The sequence below is a fragment of the Tenacibaculum geojense genome, from assembly GCF_042676005.1.
GTDB classification, from domain to species: Bacteria; Bacteroidota; Bacteroidia; order Flavobacteriales; family Flavobacteriaceae; genus Polaribacter; species Polaribacter geojense.
In genome coordinates, this window is the sequence record NZ_JBHTJR010000017.1 from 82,527 (window position 1) to 100,995 (window position 18,469).

General features: G+C 30.7%; 17 protein-coding genes. 5 read left to right on the forward strand and 12 right to left on the reverse strand.

Going from position 1 to position 18,469, the window contains the following annotated elements:
• Nucleotides 1-15: 15 nt before the first annotated feature.
• Nucleotides 16-951: an OmpA family protein gene (locus ACFQ1U_RS02660; protein ID WP_386105036.1), complete on the reverse strand. Its 936-nt coding sequence runs from the start codon at nt 949-951 to the stop codon at nt 16-18.
• A gap of 74 nt (nt 952-1,025) precedes the next feature.
• Entirely contained in the window at nt 1,026-3,233 is a 2,208-nt protein-coding gene (locus ACFQ1U_RS02665) for an endonuclease MutS2 (protein WP_386105037.1), read from the reverse strand.
• Between the two features lie 84 nt (nt 3,234-3,317).
• Between ACFQ1U_RS02665 and ACFQ1U_RS02670 the strand changes: the two genes are divergently transcribed.
• Nucleotides 3,318-3,983 carry a uracil-DNA glycosylase gene (locus tag ACFQ1U_RS02670; protein ID WP_386105039.1) on the forward strand — a complete coding sequence of 222 codons (666 nt, stop codon included), beginning with the start codon at nt 3,318-3,320 and terminating at the stop codon, nt 3,981-3,983.
• Here ACFQ1U_RS02670 and ACFQ1U_RS02675 read toward each other — a convergent pair.
• The 6 genes from ACFQ1U_RS02675 to ACFQ1U_RS02700 all read right to left on the reverse strand — a co-directional run bounded on the left by ACFQ1U_RS02675 (nt 3,970) and on the right by ACFQ1U_RS02700 (nt 10,983).
• Nucleotides 3,970-4,986, reverse strand: a complete 1,017-nt coding sequence (locus tag ACFQ1U_RS02675; protein WP_386105041.1) for a glycosyltransferase family protein — start codon at nt 4,984-4,986, stop codon at nt 3,970-3,972. The two genes, ACFQ1U_RS02670 and ACFQ1U_RS02675, sit on opposite strands and share 14 nt — an antisense overlap.
• Nucleotides 4,983-5,864, reverse strand: a complete 882-nt coding sequence (locus ACFQ1U_RS02680) for a UDP-2,3-diacylglucosamine diphosphatase (protein WP_386105043.1) — start codon at nt 5,862-5,864, stop codon at nt 4,983-4,985. Before ACFQ1U_RS02680 ends, ACFQ1U_RS02675 begins: the two co-directional genes overlap by 4 nt.
• A gap of 225 nt (nt 5,865-6,089) precedes the next feature.
• Complete coding sequence (gene secA / locus ACFQ1U_RS02685; protein WP_386105045.1) at nt 6,090-9,440, reverse strand: preprotein translocase subunit SecA; 3,351 nt, start codon at nt 9,438-9,440, stop codon at nt 6,090-6,092.
• 107 nt (nt 9,441-9,547) lie between these two features.
• A complete protein-coding gene (locus ACFQ1U_RS02690; protein ID WP_320417012.1) occupies nt 9,548-9,769 on the reverse strand; it encodes a DUF2795 domain-containing protein in 222 nt (73 codons plus the stop codon).
• 99 nt (nt 9,770-9,868) lie between these two features.
• Complete coding sequence (locus tag ACFQ1U_RS02695; protein WP_386105047.1) at nt 9,869-10,441, reverse strand: cob(I)yrinic acid a,c-diamide adenosyltransferase; 573 nt, start codon at nt 10,439-10,441, stop codon at nt 9,869-9,871.
• A gap of 137 nt (nt 10,442-10,578) precedes the next feature.
• Nucleotides 10,579-10,983, reverse strand: coding sequence for an acyl-CoA thioesterase (locus ACFQ1U_RS02700; protein WP_386105049.1), 405 nt, complete (start codon nt 10,981-10,983; stop codon nt 10,579-10,581).
• A 173-nt stretch (nt 10,984-11,156) separates the two neighbouring features.
• On the opposite strand from ACFQ1U_RS02700, the gene dnaA reads away from it, so the two are divergent.
• The 3 genes from dnaA to ACFQ1U_RS02715 are packed head-to-tail and all read left to right on the forward strand — an operon-like array spanning nt 11,157 to nt 13,766.
• Nucleotides 11,157-12,581 carry a chromosomal replication initiator protein DnaA gene (dnaA, locus tag ACFQ1U_RS02705; RefSeq protein ID WP_386105051.1) on the forward strand — a complete coding sequence of 475 codons (1,425 nt, stop codon included), beginning with the start codon at nt 11,157-11,159 and terminating at the stop codon, nt 12,579-12,581.
• 28 nt (nt 12,582-12,609) lie between these two features.
• Nucleotides 12,610-13,065 carry a low molecular weight protein-tyrosine-phosphatase gene (locus ACFQ1U_RS02710; RefSeq protein WP_386105053.1) on the forward strand — a complete coding sequence of 152 codons (456 nt, stop codon included), beginning with the start codon at nt 12,610-12,612 and terminating at the stop codon, nt 13,063-13,065.
• Complete coding sequence (locus ACFQ1U_RS02715; RefSeq protein ID WP_386105056.1) at nt 13,062-13,766, forward strand: SAM-dependent methyltransferase; 705 nt, start codon at nt 13,062-13,064, stop codon at nt 13,764-13,766. The genes ACFQ1U_RS02710 and ACFQ1U_RS02715 overlap by 4 nt, the downstream gene beginning before the upstream one ends.
• A gap of 1 nt (nt 13,767) precedes the next feature.
• Here ACFQ1U_RS02715 and ACFQ1U_RS02720 read toward each other — a convergent pair whose 3' ends face one another.
• From ACFQ1U_RS02720 to dapF, 4 genes are all read right to left on the reverse strand, one after another.
• On the reverse strand, nt 13,768-13,980 hold the full coding sequence (locus tag ACFQ1U_RS02720) for a hypothetical protein (RefSeq protein ID WP_386105058.1): 213 nt from the start codon (nt 13,978-13,980) through the stop codon (nt 13,768-13,770).
• 571 nt (nt 13,981-14,551) lie between these two features.
• The gene (mltG, locus tag ACFQ1U_RS02725) at nt 14,552-15,577 is read right to left on the reverse strand and encodes an endolytic transglycosylase MltG (protein WP_386105059.1); all 1,026 of its coding nucleotides are present in this window, start codon (nt 15,575-15,577) and stop codon (nt 14,552-14,554) included.
• A complete protein-coding gene (locus tag ACFQ1U_RS02730; RefSeq protein WP_386105061.1) occupies nt 15,567-16,094 on the reverse strand; it encodes a GNAT family N-acetyltransferase in 528 nt (175 codons plus the stop codon). The genes mltG and ACFQ1U_RS02730 overlap by 11 nt, the downstream gene beginning before the upstream one ends.
• Nucleotides 16,095-16,868 carry a diaminopimelate epimerase gene (dapF, locus tag ACFQ1U_RS02735; RefSeq protein WP_386105160.1) on the reverse strand — a complete coding sequence of 258 codons (774 nt, stop codon included), beginning with the start codon at nt 16,866-16,868 and terminating at the stop codon, nt 16,095-16,097.
• Between the two features lie 137 nt (nt 16,869-17,005).
• On the opposite strand from dapF, the gene ACFQ1U_RS02740 reads away from it, so the two are divergent.
• A complete protein-coding gene (locus ACFQ1U_RS02740; RefSeq protein ID WP_386105063.1) occupies nt 17,006-18,388 on the forward strand; it encodes a trypsin-like peptidase domain-containing protein in 1,383 nt (460 codons plus the stop codon).
• Nucleotides 18,389-18,469: the final 81 nt, after the last annotated feature.

The window sequence follows — 18,469 nt, forward strand, 5'->3', positions numbered from 1 at the left end:
AGGGATTTTATGTGGTTAGTTAATTTGTATTTCTATTCTTCTGTTCTTCGCTCTTTCTTGTTTAGTGTTGTTGTTTGTTATTGGTGTTGTTTCTCCTTTAGAGATGGTTGTTATTTTAGAGGCTTCTATTCCTTGACTTATAAAATAATTAGCCACATTTTTAGCTCTTTCTAAACCAATCCATTTATTAGCCTCTTCATCTCCAACATTATCGGTGTGACCAATTATAGTTATATGTTTATTTGTATGTAGTTTTAAATAATTTTTAACTTCTTGTGTGTAGGTTTGAAGAGATCTATCTGGTTTAAAATTATTATCACCAAAATAAGAGTAAAGTGTTTTGTTAGTAATATCTTTCTCTAAAGCCTCTTTGTTGATGTTTGATAAGTTTTTTTGATAAATAGTTATTCCGTCAGCATAATAACCGTTTGGGTCATACTCGTATTCACTAAGTTTATTGGTGGTTTTGATTCTTGATGAATTAGCGCCGTATCTCACTAATAATTCTTTTAAATACTTAGCTCGTTTATTTCCAAAGTTTTCTCCATCAGGTAAACTTTCGTTGGTAGTATATTGTCCCTCAATAACAATTTCTTTAGTAGGATTGTTATTCAAATAATTAAAAATAGAATCTTTAAAATAGAAAAATTTTCGTGGAAAAATTACTCGTTTGTTATTTTTTGAGGTGACAAATTTTTCCGTAAAAGGCATAATATATAGTGCAGTGTCAACTTTTGATAAATTGACTTTAGTATAGGTTTCGTTTGATGCAATACTATCTAAAACAGGCTTTTTTGTTTCTAATTTAGTAGTATTATCAGTCTTATCATGATTATTATTAACTAAATTGTTTTGTGAAGAAGTACTAGCGTGTGTAACATTTTTATGAATAAAAAATGCTAATACAAACCAAATACAAAAAAAGAGAAAAGCTTGTAAAAAGTTTCTCATGCCTTAGGGGGTTTAAAAGATCATCTAAATATAGAAAAAAATATTTAGTTGTTCATCCCTAATGAATTAAGCGTTTATTTCTTAGCTTTTTCTACTAGTTCTAATTGACTAATTGAAGCTTCTGTGGTAAATAATCCGTAGTTTATAAAAGCTTTTTTCTTTTCTAGCTTATCAATAGTACCTACAGATCTACCATCTGTTAATCGAACTCTATCACCAATTTTAAATTCGTAAGCAGCTTTTTCTTTAGCTATTTTTTCAGCTTCTTTTTGTTTTTCTTCTCTAACTTTTACAACTTTTTGCAGTACCTCTTGTTCTACTTTTTTAATAGCTTCTTGTTGTTTTTTAGCAGCTACTTTATCTTGTTGTTTTTCAGTTTTTGATTTCTTTTTAGGCGGATTTTTTTTAGTGTATTTTGTTTTTTCTGCTGCAACCCATTTAAAGAAGTTTGCAGAAAGCTCTTTTTTATTATTCGTTTGAAAATACTTGTTTAATAGTTCGTTAATTTTTCTTCCAAGGCTTAACATACGTTGATTAGTATCATATAATTCTTGGAAGCCTTCAAGTTTTTCTCTTAATTTAACTTCTTTTTCTTGTAAGCTTTCTATATGTTCTTGTTCTTTAGATTTTTGTTTTTCTAAAGTGTCTGAAGTTTTTTGTAAACGATTTCTTTCTTTCTGAAGTTTAGAAATGGTTTTATCAAGTCTAACTTTTTCACTTTCTACACGTTTTTTTGCTCTATTAATTAAACTGTAAGGAATTCCGTTTTTTTGAGCTACTTCAAAAGTAAAAGAACTACCAGCCTGACCAATAAATAATTTGTATAATGGTTCTAAAGTACGTTCATCAAATTGCATATTGGCATTTGTTACATTTTCTAACTCATTTGCCAATACTTTTAAATTAGCATAATGAGTGGTAATAATACCAAATGCTTTTTTCTCATAAAACTCTTCTAAAAATATCTCAGCCAATGCACCACCTAGCTCAGGGTCAGATCCTGTTCCAAATTCATCAATTAAAAACAAGGTGTTATCATTACATTTTCTTAAAAAATAACGCATGTTTTTTAATCGATAACTATATGTACTTAATTGGTTTTCTATAGATTGATTGTCACCAATATCCGTTAAAATAGTTCCAAATATTGAAGTTTCACTTCTTTCATGAACAGGAATTAAAATTCCGCTTTGTAACATTAATTGTAATAAACCAATTGTTTTTAAGGTGATACTTTTTCCTCCAGCATTAGGGCCTGAAATAACAATAATTTGTTGCTTTTCATTAAGCTCTATGGTTTGTGGAATGGTATTTATACCTTGATTTTTATTTTTTCTCCATAAAATAGGGTGGAAGGCATCTTTTAAAAAGACTTTTTTATGCGCTACTATTTTAGGTAAAACAGCATTAATTTCTCTGGCATATTTAGCTTTTGCACCAACTGCATCTATATGAGCTAAAAACGTTAAGTATTCTTCAAGTAAAGTAACAAAAGGTCTAATTTCATCAGCTAAAGTTCTTAAAATCTTTATTACCTCTTGTTTTTCCTCATAAATGAGATTTTGTAATTCTCTACTATAAGCCAAGGTGGCTTGTGGTGCTATGTAAACAATGTTACCCGATTTAGATGAACCTAACAAACTACCGTTTACTTTTCTTCTATGCATAGCTAAAACAGCTAATACACGTTGATTATCTATAACTGTTTCTTTAATATCATCTAAATATCCGTTAGCTATATTTCTACTTAAAGCTCTTGAAAAGCTTTCAGAAATTTTACCACGAACATTGTTTATATCTTTTCTAATTTGCTTTAATGTTGGAGAAGCGTTGTTGTTTACTTCTCCATGAGGAGCAATTATTTTTTGAATTACATCTACAATAAAAGTGGTAAATTCTATTTGTTCACTTAATTCAAATAAAGTAGGGTAGTATTCTTTAAACTTCTTTAAAAACTTTTTTTGTTCGTTTACAGTGTTGCTTACAGAAGCAATTTTTAAATATGCCTCGGCTTCCAAATAACTGTTTTCAATAGCTAACCGTTTAATAGCTTCTGAAATATTATCAAAACCATGATTTGGAATACGATTTTCGTTTTCAAAAGATGCTAAATATTCATTGACTAATTGTAATTCAAAAAACAATTGTTTTTTACCAGTGAACGGTACAATATTAGCTACGTTTTCTCTTCCTAAATCAGAAATACAAAATTCTGATACTTGTTCTAAAACGGTTGTAAACTCTAAATCTTGAAGTGTTTTTTCTGAAATATTCGTTTTCAAATTCCTACTTTTGGTTTTTATCGATGTGGTTAAATACTATAAAATTTTAACCTAGTTTTTAAAGAACTACAAAAATAAGAAATAATGCAGGTAAATATTGCTGAAAACTGGAAACATATTTTAGAGGCTGAATTTAATAAAGATTACTTTAAAAGGTTATGGAATTATGTAAATGAAGAGTATGCAACAAATACTTGTTATCCTAAATTAGAAGATATTTTTGCAGCTTTTAATTATTGTGCTTTTAAAGATGTAAAAGTAGTTATTATTGGTCAAGACCCGTATCATGGTGAAGGGCAAGCAAATGGATTGTGTTTTTCGGTACACAAAGATATAGCACATCCACCTTCATTAATTAATATTTTTAAAGAATTACACTCCGATACAGGAAAGCCTTATCCTGTAAGTGGTGATTTAAGTTCATGGGCATCTCAAGGTGTATTGTTATTAAACGCTACCTTAACAGTTAGAGCAGGAGAAGCAGGAAGTCACCAAAAAAAAGGATGGGAAGAATTCACAGATGTTGTAATAAGAGAAACATCAGCTAAAAAAGAAGGTGTTATTTTTTTATTATGGGGAGGTTTTGCAAAAAAGAAAGGAAAAAAAATAGACGCCCAAAAGCATGTAGTGTTAACATCTGGGCATCCATCTCCTCTTAGTGCGAATAGAGGATATTGGTTTGGGAACCAACATTTCTCTAAAGTAAATGAAATTTTAAAAGCCAATAATCAAATACCTATCCGATGGTAATTTGAGGCAGAAGTGTTTCGTTGTAATAAGGCAAAATAATTGCGTCTAATATATCTTCAGTAACGTCAGGGTAATTTACTTGAACCACTTCTTTAGACTTTAACCATTTATCTATTTTACGAATTTGTTTTTTTGATAGCTTTTTTAATACCGGAACTCCCATTTCTTCTAGTGCCAAAGCATTACATTGTTGTTCGTATTGGTTTTTCATAGGTATAACCATTAGTTTCTTTTTCAGGAATAATGCCTCTGCTGGCGTCTCAAAACCAGCACCACACAATACACCACTAGATGATGCGATGCTTTTAATAAATTCTTCTCCGTTTATTGGACGAATAGTTATATTATGGTGAAGTTTAAATTCATTAGAATGTTTTGAAAAAACTTCCCACTTCACATGTTTAAAGTGAGATAATATTTTAATTAATTTTTTATCACCATAAGCAGGTAAATACACTGTATAATGTCCTTTATTGGTTATATTTCTATGTCTAATTTCCTTTCTTATAATTGGTAAAAAAGTAGCAGAAGAATAAGTTTTAAAATGGAAACCAAACTTGTTTTTTGCAGGTGCGTAGTATTTTAGAATAAATTTTTCAGGTTTTAAAATTCCATATTTAGGAGCATTTTCATCAGCTACAGCATTTTGATGACTTAATGATATAATTGGAACATTGTTAAGTTTGCAAGCCCAAGCAGTAACAGGTTCAAAATCATTAATAACTAAATCGTAATTTTTTACAGGTACAGTTTTTATTTCCTTAATAAGATTTTTAAATTTTGTTTTTTTTAGGGTTTGTATAATATCAATCCCGCCTTTTTTACCAAAAATAAAGCTTAAACCGTAATACTTATATTTAATAGGAAAAGGGAGTTCAAGTTCACATTGGTTACCACTAATCAAAACATCAACATCTGCACGTTTTTGCAAATGAGGTACCACTTCTAGGGCTCTGCTTACATGTCCGTTTCCTGTTCCTTGAATAGCGTATAAAATTTTCATGATCGTGTAAATTTTTGAATATTAAATTCTACAAGTAGTTCTTCAAAAAGTTGACTGCTGGTTTGTTCAGCCTTAATCAACTCAACATCATTAACTTCAATTGAATTTGGAAGTTTTTGTGCTAGCTCGTCTTTTTCATATTCATACAATTTCCATTGATAATTGTTATACTCCAACGCAGTGAGATTTTCTATCCAATCTCCAGAGTTTAAATAAATAGTTTCTCCTTTGTCACTTTGTATGACTTTCATTTCTGGTTGATGTATATGTCCACATACCACATATTCATAATGATTATCAATAGCAATTTCAGCAGCAGTTGTTTCAAAATCATTGATAAATTTAACTGCACTTTTTACACTGTTTTTAATTTTTTTACTGAATGATAATCGTCCGTAGCCTAAAGTTTCACTTATCCAGTTAAAAGCTGTATTGATCATTATTAGTGTATCGTAACCAACACCACCAAGTTTTGCTAACCATTTTGAATGTTGCATGGTTACATCAAAAACATCACCATGAAAAAACCATCCCTTTTTACCATCTATATCTAAAACAACCTTATTTACAATTTCAAAACTTCCTAATCTAAAACCATCAAAACGTCTTAAAGTTTCGTCGTGATTTCCTGTAATGTAATACACCTTAACTCCAGAAGTAATAAATGACATTAATTGCTTAATAACTTTTAAATGATCCTTAGGAAAATATCGTTTGTTAAACTGCCAGATATCAATAATATCTCCGTTTAATATTAATATTTTAGGATTAATAGTTTTTAAATAATTATGAAGTTCAAGCGCTCTACAGCCAAAGGTTCCTAAATGTACATCTGAAATTACTGCAATTTCTACTTTACGGCGTTTGTGCTTCTTCATAATAAGTTAAAAGGTTAGTTTTTTTAAATAAATACAGTTTTTAAGTAAGCGTTGAAGTTCAACAACTTTAATTTATACAAAACTATTGTTTAACTTAATTGATATTGTAAACTATTAATTATTAGATCATTAATTAATAGTTGTAATTAATAAGTTTTTGTAAATTTTTTGTAAATAAAAAAGCTCGGTATTTAACCGAGCTTTTTGAATATTATTTTGTGATGTTTACTTATTGTAAAGTACCCAAGTGCCTTTTTCTAATAAAGGAATAGCTTGTTTGTACTTAACTTCTTTTTCTTCACCAGACATTACGTTTTTGATAGTAACTTTTTCATTACGACCAATTTTAGGTTGCTCTCTAACTACTGTTTCAACAGCTTGTTGCTCTTGTGTTTGTTGACCACGAGCATTATTTATTGCTTGTTGTGTTGAGTTTTGAACTTCATCTTTGCGTAAATCTAATTTCTCACGTTGTTGTTCACGTGCTTCAGAAATTTGAGATTCATCTTGTGCTGGTAATTTTCCTTTAAATAAGAAAGATAAAACTTCTTTATTTACCTTGTCAATTGTTTGTTGAAACAATTCAAAGGCTTCAAATTTATATACTAATAAAGGGTCTTTTTGCTCATAAGTAGCGTTTTGAACAGTTTGTTTCAACTCGTCCATTCTACGTAAATGATCTTTCCAGTTTTCATCAATAATAGCTAGTGTGATGTTTTTTTCAAAATCACTTACTAAAGATGCTCCTTCAGATTCGTATGCTTCTTTTAAATTAGTTACTACACGTAATGTTTTAGATCCGTCTGTAAACGGAACTACAATACGTTCGTATCTGTCTCCTTCATTTTCAAAAACATTCTTTATTACTGGGAAAGCTTGTGAGGCATTTCTTTCTTTATCTTCTTGATAATGTTTTGAAACTATTTCGTATAACTTATCTGTTAATTCGTTTTCAGGTAAAGTATTAAATTCTTCTTCTGTAAAAGGAGAAGTCATTGATGAAAAACGAATTAATTCAAATTCAAAGTTTTGGAAGTCTTTAATTGCTTTGTTTTGTTTTACAACTAAATCACAGGTGTCGTAAATCATATTAGCAATATCTATTTCTAATCTTTTACCATCTAATGCATGACGACGACGTTTATATACAAATTCACGTTGTGAATTCATTACATCATCATATTCTAATAAACGCTTACGAATTCCAAAGTTATTTTCTTCAACTTTTTTCTGTGCACGTTCTATAGATTTAGATATCATGGAATGTTGAATTACTTCGCCTTCTTGTAATCCCATTCTATCCATCATTTTAGCAATTCTATCAGAACCGAATAAACGCATTAAATTATCATCTAAAGCTACGTAAAATTGAGAAGAACCTACATCACCTTGACGCCCAGCACGACCACGTAACTGACGGTCAACACGTCTAGAGTCATGACGTTCTGTACCAATAATAGCTAAACCTCCTGCATTTAAAACTTCTTTAGAAAGTTTAATATCGGTACCACGACCGGCCATGTTTGTAGCAATAGTTACTTGACCAGGTTTTCCCGCTTCTGCAACAATATCAGCTTCTTTTTTGTGTAATTTAGCATTTAAGATATTATGAGGTATCTTACGCATTTGTAGCATTCTACCTAATAATTCAGATATCTCGACAGATGTTGTACCTACTAAAACAGGTCTTCCGTCATTTACTAAACGAACTACTTCTTCAATTACAGCATTATATTTTTCACGAGTAGTTTTGTAAACTAAATCTTCTCTATCATCTCTAGCAATAGGTTTGTTAGTAGGAATTTCAACTACATCTAATTTGTATATTTCCCAAAACTCACCAGCTTCTGTAATTGCCGTACCTGTCATACCAGATAATTTACGGTACATACGGAAGTAATTTTGTAATGTTACAGTAGCAAATGTTTGGGTAGCATCTTCAATTTTTACATTTTCTTTTGCTTCAATTGCTTGATGTAAACCGTCTGAGTAACGACGACCGTCCATAATACGACCTGTTTGCTCGTCAACAATCATTACTTTATTATCTACCACAACATACTCAACATCTTTTTCAAAAACGGTGTATGCTTTTAATAACTGATTCATTGTGTGAATACGTTCACTTTTCACACTAAAATCACGATATAATTCTTCTTTTAGGTTTGCTTTTTCTTCAGGAGTAATATCAGCTGATTCAATTTCACCAACTTTTACACTAATATCTGGTAATACAAAGAACGTTTCATTTTTTGTGACTTCGGATAAATGTGCAATACCTTTATCTGTTAAATCAATTTGATTGTTTTTTTCTTCAACAGTAAACCATAATTCAGCATCAACTTCAGGCATTAGCTTGTTGTTATCTTGCATGTAATAGTTTTCTGTTTTTTGAAGAATTTGCTTAACACCTTCTTGCGATAAAAACTTAATTAAGGCTTTGTTTTTTGGTAAACCTCTGTAAACTCTTAATAATAAGAAACCTCCTTCTTTTGTATTACCTTCTTTAATTAATTTTTTAGCTTCAGCTAATACACCTACTAAGTATTTACTTTGTAAGTAAACTAAATCAGCTACTAATGGTTTTAACTCATTAAATTCATGGCGATCACCTTGAGGAACAGGTCCTGATATAATTAAAGGTGTACGAGCATCATCAATCAATACCGAATCAACTTCGTCAATAATTGCGTAATTGGGAGCTCTTTGAACTAAGTCTTCTTTAGCACTAGCCATATTATCACGTAGGTAATCAAAACCAAATTCATTGTTAGTACCGTAGGTGATATCTGCGTTATAAGCTCTTCTTCTAGATTCTGAGTTAGGTTGATGATCATCAATACAGTCAGTTGTTAAACCGTGAAACTCAAAAATTGGAGACATCCATGCGCGGTCACGACGAGCTAAATAGTCGTTTACGGTAACAACATGAACACCGTTTCCTGTTAAAGCATTTAAATATACGGGTAATGTAGAAACTAATGTTTTACCTTCACCGGTCATCATTTCTGCAATTTTACCTTGATGTAAAACCGAACCACCAATTAATTGCACATCATAATGAATCATGTCCCAAGTTACTGCTTTACCAGCTGCATCCCATGAGTTTGCCCAAAAGGCTTTGTCGCCATCTAAAGTGATATGATCTTTAGAGCCAGACAGTTCTCTGTCATAAGGTGTTGCAGTAACTTCAATGGTTTCATTAGTAGCAAAACGTTTAGCAGTTTCTTTAACCACGGCAAAAGCCTCAGGCATAATTTCTAATAAAACAGCTTCAGAAGCTTGATAAGCTTCATCTTTTAATTTATCTATTTCATTATAAATATCTTCTTGACGATCTATGTCAGCTGTTTTAGCTTCAGTTTCTAGAGCGACTATTTCAGAGTTAAAGCTTTCGGTAGCTTGTGCTATTTGTTCTTTAAAAGCAATTGTTTTTGCTCGTAATTCATCATGTGATAACTGTTCTAAGGCAGCTTCAAATGATTTTACTTTAGCTACAATTGGTTGTAAAGCTTTTAAATCTTTCTCTTGTTTGTCTCCTACAAATAGTTTTAATATAGAGTTTAAAATGCTCATTTTTATAAATATTTTTAGTCCGTTAAAACGGTAAATAGTTAGTTTAGGTGCTTAAAAGTAAGCAAAAAAAAAGCCTCAAATGAGACTTTTTTTAGGTTTTATTTTGTTTAGTATTCGTCTTCGTTCCAAAGATAATCCTCTTCTGTAGGATAATCTGGCCAAATTTCGATAATAGAATCGTAGGCATCCCCTTCATCTTCAATTTCTTGTAAGTTTTCAACTACTTCAAGAGGTGCTCCGGTACGAATTGCGTAATCAATTAATTCGTCTTTTGTTGCTGGCCAAGGTGCATCTGCTAAATATGATGCTAATTCTAGTGTCCAATACATTTCTTTATCGGTTTTTTAGATTTTTCTGCAAAAATAAAATTTTAACTTAAAAAGTCAAGTTTTTTTTAATAAATCTGTATGTTAAAAAAAGAACTTAATTTACAGCTTCTTAGGTATCCATTTCACCTCTTCCGCTTTTAACTGGTAGGTCAACTTTCGTGCCAACACAAAAAGATAGTCAGAAAGTCGGTTTAAATACATCAATATGTTAGTATCTATTGCTTCTTCATCATTTAAAGCTACAGATAAACGCTCAGCTCTACGACAAACGCATCTAGCTATGTGACAAAATGACACGGTTTGGTGTCCTCCAGGTAATACAAAATGAGTCATAGGAGGAAGGTTTGTGTTCATTTTATCTATTTCTTTTTCGAGAAATTCGATATCAGCGTCAATAATTTTGGGAATATTTAAACGATCTTTTCCATTTTTTAATGTTTCTTTTTCAGGCGGAGTTGCTAACATAGCGCCAAGAGTGAATAATTCATGTTGAATTTTTAAAAGAGTACTTTTAGTAATCTCGTCAATACCTTGATCTTTAATCATACCAATGTATGAGTTAAGTTCATCAACGGTTCCGTAGCTTTCTATTCTAATGTGTTTTTTTGAAACTCGAGTACCCCCAAATAAAGCAGTAGTTCCTTTATCACCTGTTTTTGTATATATCTTCATGATATTAGTTGTTGTGTTTTCTGTAGTTTTTTAAGATTTTCTTGTTTTATGTTTTTTCAAAATCTGTTTTTTACTTCTACCTTAATAAGAAATAAATAGGGTTGTTAACGTTATAAAACAAAATGTTAAAGGTAACATTATTTATTAAGATTTATTTTTTCTATAATATATTCTGGACATCGTGTAGGTTTGTTGGTGTTTTTGTTAATAAATGCCAATATTGTATGCCCAGTACACAATAATTCGTTGTTTTGATTATGGATTTCATAGTCAAATTCTATCTTAACGCTGGGAGTCTTTTTTAAGTATGTTTTTACTGTTAAAACATCGTCATAAAAAGCAGATTTTATGAATTTACAATTTAATGAAATTACAGGAAGCATAATTCCTGATTTTTCCATATCTTTGTATGTAACGCCCATAGAGCGTAGCCATTCGGTTCTACCGATTTCAAAAAATTGTGCATAATTACCGTGATAAACTACCCCCATTTGGTCTGTTTCCGCGTATCGTATTCTAAATGAAGTTGAGTGTTGTTGCAATTTGAAAATTTTAAAAGTTGTGCGCGAATCTTACGTAAAAATTATTTAATAATCAATAGCATTTTCATTTTTTTATACTGAAATTTATTCACACTTTTGTTCATCCGTACAGGAAGAATAACGGCCCCCATTTTTTGTAGTAATAGTAACATTTAATAGTCCAAAAAAACCACATGAATAGAACTGCTGAATCAGTATGGATGCAATGCTTGTCTTTTATAAAAGACAATATAAAACCCCAAGCTTATAAGACATGGTTTGAGCCAATTCAACCTATAAAACTATCGGGTGAAGCATTAACTATACAGGTGCCAAGTAAGTTTTTTTACGAGTGGTTAGAAGAGCACTATATTAAATTATTACGTGTTGCTTTAGTGCGTGAATTAGGAGTGAACGCAAAGCTAATATATGATGTTCGTATGGAGAACACATATAGTAGTAATAGCCCTCAAACTGTAAAAATTCCAAGTGCTAACAGAAATCCAATTAAAGCTCAGAAAGTAACGGTTCCGTTAGAGTCTAAAAGAGAACTAAAGAATCCATTTGTAATTCCAGGATTACAAAAGGTTAAAATTGAATCTCAATTAAATCCAAATTACAATTTTGTTAATTTTGTAGAAGGAGACTCTAATCGTTTGGCTCGTTCTGCAGGTATGGCTGTAGCTAATAAACCTGGAGGAACATCTTTTAATCCATTATTAATTTATGGAGGTGTTGGGTTAGGTAAAACTCATTTAGCGCATGCTATTGGAGTTGAAATTAAAGACAAGTATCCTGATAAGACTGTTTTATATATTTCGTCAGAAAAATTTACACAGCAATTTATTGATTCGGTAAAATCTAATACAAGAAATGATTTTATTCATTTCTATCAAATGATTGACGTATTAATTATTGATGATGTTCAGTTTTTATCTGGTAAAGCTGGAACTCAAGATGTGTTTTTCCATATTTTTAATCATTTACATCAAAACGGAAAGCAAGTAATCTTAACATCAGATAAAGCGCCTGTTGATATGCAAGATATCGAACAGCGATTATTGTCTCGTTTTAAATGGGGATTATCTGCTGAGCTCCAAAGCCCAGATTACGAAACAAGAATATCTATACTTCAAAATAAATTATATAGAGATGGTGTAGAAATGCCAGAAGATATAGTTGAGTATATTGCTAAAAATATAAAGTCTAATGTAAGAGAATTAGAAGGTGTTATTATCTCGATGATTGCACAGGCTTCTTTTAATAAAAAAGAGTTTACTTTAGATTTAGCAAGACAAATTGTAGACAAGTTTGTTAAAAATACCAAGAAAGAGGTTTCTGTGGAGTACATCCAGAAAGTAGTTTCTAAGTATTTTGATATGGATGTAGCTACTTTACAATCAAAAACAAGAAAACGCCACGTTGTTCAGGCAAGACAATTGGCTATGTACTTTGCAAAACGTATGACAAAGTCATCTTTAGCAAGTATTGGAAATCAAATAGGACAAAGAGATCACGCTACCGTATTACATGCATGTAAAACTGTTGATAATTTAACAGAAACAGATAAGCAGTTTAGAAAATACGTTGAAGACTTAACTAAAAAGCTTACTTTTTAGTTCAAACATAAATTAAATTCAATTTATTATGAAAATACTTATGGTTTGCTTGGGGAACATTTGTCGTTCACCATTAGCCCAAGGTATTTTAGAAGCTAAAGTTGATAGTAAAACTATAACTGTAGATTCTGCTGGTACTTCTGGACATCACGAAGGTGAATTACCAGACGTAAGATCTATTAAAATAGCTAAAGATTATGGTTTGGATATTACCAATCAAAGATCTAGAAAGTTTACTATAGCTGATTTTGATAAATTTGATTTAATATATACAATGGATGATAGTAATTATCATAATGTTTTACAATTATGCAGAACAAAAAATGATGCTGCTAAAGTAAAAATGATTCTTAATGAAACACATCCTGGTAAAAATTTAAATGTACCCGATCCATACTACGGTGGTGAACAAGGTTTTGAAAATGTTTATAAAATGTTAGAAGAAGCTTGTGAAATTATCGCCTCAAAAATCAACACCCCATGAGAGGAAAAGTTTATTTGATTCCCACAACACTTGGAGATACTGAACCTTTAGAGGTGATGCCTATATCTGTTAAAAAAGTAATTGAACGGTTAGATTATTTTATCGTTGAAAATGAAAAATCTGCAAGACGTTTTATTAAAAAAATTACGCCCAATAAGTCTCAACCATCATTAAAATTAATGCTTATTGATAAGTATTCTGATGAGTTAGAAGTTCAACATTATTTAGATGTATGTGAAGATGGTATTTCCGTAGGAGTTTTGTCAGAAGCTGGTGTTCCTGCAGTTGCGGATCCAGGAGCAAATGTTGTTAAATTAGCACATGAGAAAGGGATTCAGGTAGTTCCTTTAGTTGGTCCATCATCTATTATAATGGCAGTAATGGCCTCAGGTATGAATGGGCAAAGCTTTGCGTTTAACGGTTATTTGCCTATTGATAAAGGTAGTAGAAAAAAGATGATTAAAGATTTAGAGCGTCTTTCAAAAGAGAAAGATCAGTCTCAAATTTTTATAGAAACACCTTATCGAAATGAAAAATTGTTAGAAGATTTAAAAACTATATTACAACCACATACAAGAGTTTGCGTAGCTTGTGATATTACTTTACCAACAGAGTACATAAAAACGCTGACCGCAAAACAATGGAAAGCTGAAAAAACAGCATTGCATAAACGACCAGCGATTTTTATTATACATCAATAAATTATACAGTAGCGTATTTGTTAGGAACGACAAATGATACATCGTACCCTCCAAACTTTTTAATGTATGAATCTATTGTGGTTCCAAAAGCATCTGTAAATTGATACTTTCCGTAAGTTCGTAAGTATTTTTTTACATTTCCTGCACCAGCTAAATGTGCTGCTGCTAAAATGCCAGACTCTGTTACAGTAACACCATTTATTTTTTTACCCACAAATCGCTTAATATCTCTGCGTAGTATCCACTTATTTACACTGCATAGTGCAACAAAAGCTCGCTCTTGCAGGGCAGGATTTTGTAAAAAATATTGTGTGTTATAAATATTGAATCTTTTTAAAGTACCTTTTCCGAATTGATACTTTCCTAAATACCCTAATTTGTTTACAATTTGATATCTACCTTGTGATTCCTTAAAAGCTAATGCTTCTTTAAAACCAACAAAATCTTTTTGTAAAAAAGGGATTGCAATATCTGTATTGCTTTTTACTGAAGAGCTTCTTGAAGTAGTTAAATCTTTTTCCTTCGGGTCAATTGTAAAACTTGTAAGGATTAATAATCCTAGTATAAGTCCTAAATTTCTGATAATAATTAACTTTCTGTTTAGCGGGGCAAATTTACGACAAAATATTAAAAACCAAGCATTAAGTTACTATTTGGGTTTCGTAGTTTTTAAAATTAACTATTTTTAAACGTTTTTTATTAAATATATGTTAATAAAAATTAGCTTGTAGTAAAAATACTACAAAGGCTACTTTAAATAATTGTAAATAAAAATATGTTAATTTTTATCTTTTTATACCTTGTTGTGTAATCCAGCGTTGATATTTAACTGCATTTCTATTATGTTGGGCTAAAGATTTTGCAAATTCATGATAACCAATGTTTTCAATACTAGCACACATGTAGTAGTAATTGTGTTTAGCAGGTGATAATACAGCGTCAATAGCAGAAACATCTGGCATTCCAATTAAAGTAGGAGGTAGACCAATGTTTTTATACGTATTGTATGGAGAATCTATAGTAAGGTCTTTATTTAAGACTCTTTTAATAACTGTGTCTTGTCCGTATTTTTCTTTAATACTATAAATAACAGTAGGATCCGCTTGTAATGGCCAATTACTTTTTAATCTATTTAAGTATAAACCAGCCACTAAAGGTCTTTCGTCCTTTTTTGCTGTTTCTTTTTGAACTATAGATGCTAATGCTAATACTTGAGTTTTATTTAAGCCTAATTGTTTGGCTTTTTCCATTCTTGAGTTGTTCCAAAAACGATTATACTCTTTTAGCATTCTATTTCTAAAGCTTTCTGCAGAAGTATTCCAGTATAATTCATACTGATTGGGTATGTACATTCCTAAAGCAGATTTTTCAGTAAAATTGTTTTGTTGTAAAAATGTAGCATCTTTAAAAGATTGAATTAGTGAAATACTATCAGCTTCTATTTGATTGCTAATTCTACCAGCTAATTTTTCAAGAGTATCTTGATTATTAAAGGTTACTTTAATAGGTGTTTGGTTACCAGAACGTAGTAGATTTACCAATTCATTTGTATTCATTCCCTTTTTTAAAACATACATTCCGCCTTTTGGATTGGTGTATTTTTTTTGATTAGCAACCCATAAAAAATTATCTACGCTATTAATGTATGGAGTTAAAGAGCGCGTTACATCATCTATATTATCGGTAGATTTTATATAAACTTTACCTTCAGTAATAACAGCGGTGCCAAATATCTTTTGGTAAAAATATAAGCTAACCAAACCACCAATTGTGATTAAAGCTATGCTAACAATTATGATTTTATTTTTCATGTATTAATTGGAGTAAAACTTCATCTTTAAATCCGTTAGCAGTAACTATCCAGTCTTTTTTTATACCAACTTCAGTAAAGTTATTTTTTTTAAATAATTGTAAACTATTAACGTTGTCACTTGTAATATTAGCGTACAACTGATGCAAATGTAAATGAAAAAATGAATATTTAATGATTAGCTGGAGGGCTTCTGTAGCAAATCCATTTTGTTGATGCTCTTTTTGAATTAAAACACCAATACCAGCTCTTTTATGTTGTGGATTAAAATCAAACAAGTCTATCATTCCTACACTTAAATTTGTTTGATTATGTTGTATAACTAAACGTAATTGTTTGGCTTCATAAATATCTAAGTGTGAATTTTCAAGATATTGTTTTAGAATATATCTAGAAAAAGGAGTTTGTGTGTGGCTTACTTCCCAAAAATTTTCATCATTTTCAGTAGCAAAAAGAAAAGATAAATCTTCTGGCTCCAAAGCACGTAAACTAATATGTTCACCTTTAAGTGTTATCATTTAAATATGTATGTTTCCTGAAAATACAAAGGTAGCAGGACCTGTTAGGTGTATGTTTGAGTACTTTTCATTATTAAAATCAAAAGAAACTGTAAGTTTCCCTCCTTGCACTAGCATGTCTAAAGATGTATTAGATGTTTTTTTTAGTTGATGCATGGCAATAGCAGCAGCAGTAGCACCGGTTCCACATGCAAGAGTTTCATTTTCTACCCCGCGTTCATAGGTTCTAACTCTAAATGTATTGTTATTAATAGCCTCAACAAAGTTCACGTTACTTCCTACCGAGCCATAAATATCATTTCTAATTCTTTTACCATTATTATACACGTCAAAAGTATCAATATCTGTAACCAATTCTACATGATGAGGAGATCCTGTATTTGTGAAAATATGTGTTTGGTAAATGTCAACAGTTTCTACATCAATCATTTGAAGTGACACAATGTCATTTTTTACAGACGCATGATGCAAACCATCAATGGCATTAAATGTAGTTGTAGTGTCAAATAACGCTAATTGTTTAGCAAAAGCAACAATACATCTACCACCATTGCCACACATAGTGCTTTCGTTTCCATCTGCATTATAGTATACCATTTTAAAATCAGTATCGGTATCGTTTTCTAATAAAATTAAACCGTCTGCACCAATTCCGAAATGACGATCGCAAAGTTTATGAATTATGTCAGTTTGTTTTGGAAAGGTTTTTGTTCTATTATCAATCATGATAAAATCATTTCCTGTTCCTTGATATTTGTAAAAAGTGATGTTCATAGGAACACAAAGATACATTTTTACTTGGTAATTTAACGTTGTTAAATGGGGGTTAAAACTTGTTAAAGCCAAGTTAAACAGATTTTATCAGTTTGTTAAAATTGTATATTTGATAATCATAAAAATTCAAGCAAAAAATGAAAAAAGTTTTAGGAATTTTAGGAGTAGCTTTTCTAGGAGGAGCTTTATCGCTTGGAGGCTACAAATTATTATTTGAACAACCAATAATTGTAGAACAAACAAGCATACCAAGTTTACAAACTGTAAAAGCTAATTATACACCTACAATAATTAACTCAACAACTGGACCTACCGATTTTACAGAAGCCGCAGAAAAGACGGTTCATGCAGTTGTGCACGTAAAAAACACCGCTATAAAAGAAGTATATAATCCTTTTGAAGAGTTTTTTGGAGGTAATGGTAGAAGAAAGCAACAACAAGTAGGAACCGGAAGTGGTGTTATTATTTCACAAGATGGTTATATAGTTACTAACAATCATGTTATAGAGGGTGCTTCTGAAATAGAAATAACACTTAACAATAGCAAAAAAATTAAAGCAGAATTAATAGGTACTGACAAGAATAATGATATTGCATTGTTAAAAATAGATTATGATGGAGATTTACCATACATTCCTTTTGGAAACTCTGACAATGCTAAAATTGGAGAATGGGTTTTAGCAGTAGGGAATCCATATAATTTAACATCAACAGTAACAGCAGGTATTATTAGTGCAAAAGGAAGAGATTTAGAAGGAAACACTGTGACTGATGCTTTTATTCAAACGGATGCAGCTGTTAACCCAGGGAATAGCGGAGGTGCATTAGTAAATACAAGAGGAGAATTAATTGGTATTAATACAGCAATTACTTCTAAAACGGGATCTTACATTGGTTACTCTTTTGCAGTGCCATCTAATATTACTAAAAAAATTATAGATGATCTATTGGAATACGGTGATGTTCAAGAAGCATTAATAGGTATTGAGTATGTTAATGAAGATGATGAAGTACAAGGTGTTAAAGTGACAAAGGTTTCAGAAAATGGTGGAGCAGAAAAAGCAGGTATTGTAGAAGGAGATATTATTATTAAAGTAAATAATGTATCTATAAAAAAGTTTTCTGATTTAAAAGGTCAACTATCAGCAAAAAGACCCGGAGATGTAATTAATGTTACGGTTATTAGAGATGGTGAAAAACTAGAAAAACCTGTTACTTTACGTAAAAAAGATTTTGAAACTATTAGAAGTTTAGGTATTACTATTAAAGATTTATCTCCTGAAGACATGAAAAAGTATGATGTAAAGTCTGGAGTAAAAATCATACAAAATTTTAATCGATTGCTAACTTATTATGGTGTTGAGCCAGGATACATTATAACTAAAATAAATAAAGAAGAAGTAAAAGATATACTAGATGCTAAACGAAAATTAAATACAATAAAAAGTCCATCTCAGCCTTTAACTTTAGAGGTAATATCTCCTGAAGGAAAAGTAGAAAGATATGGATTTAACAACTAATATTATCATAACTTAATGAGTACAAAAACACTCGATTTTTAGTTTACAAAATCGAGTGTTTTTTATTTTATAAAATAAGTT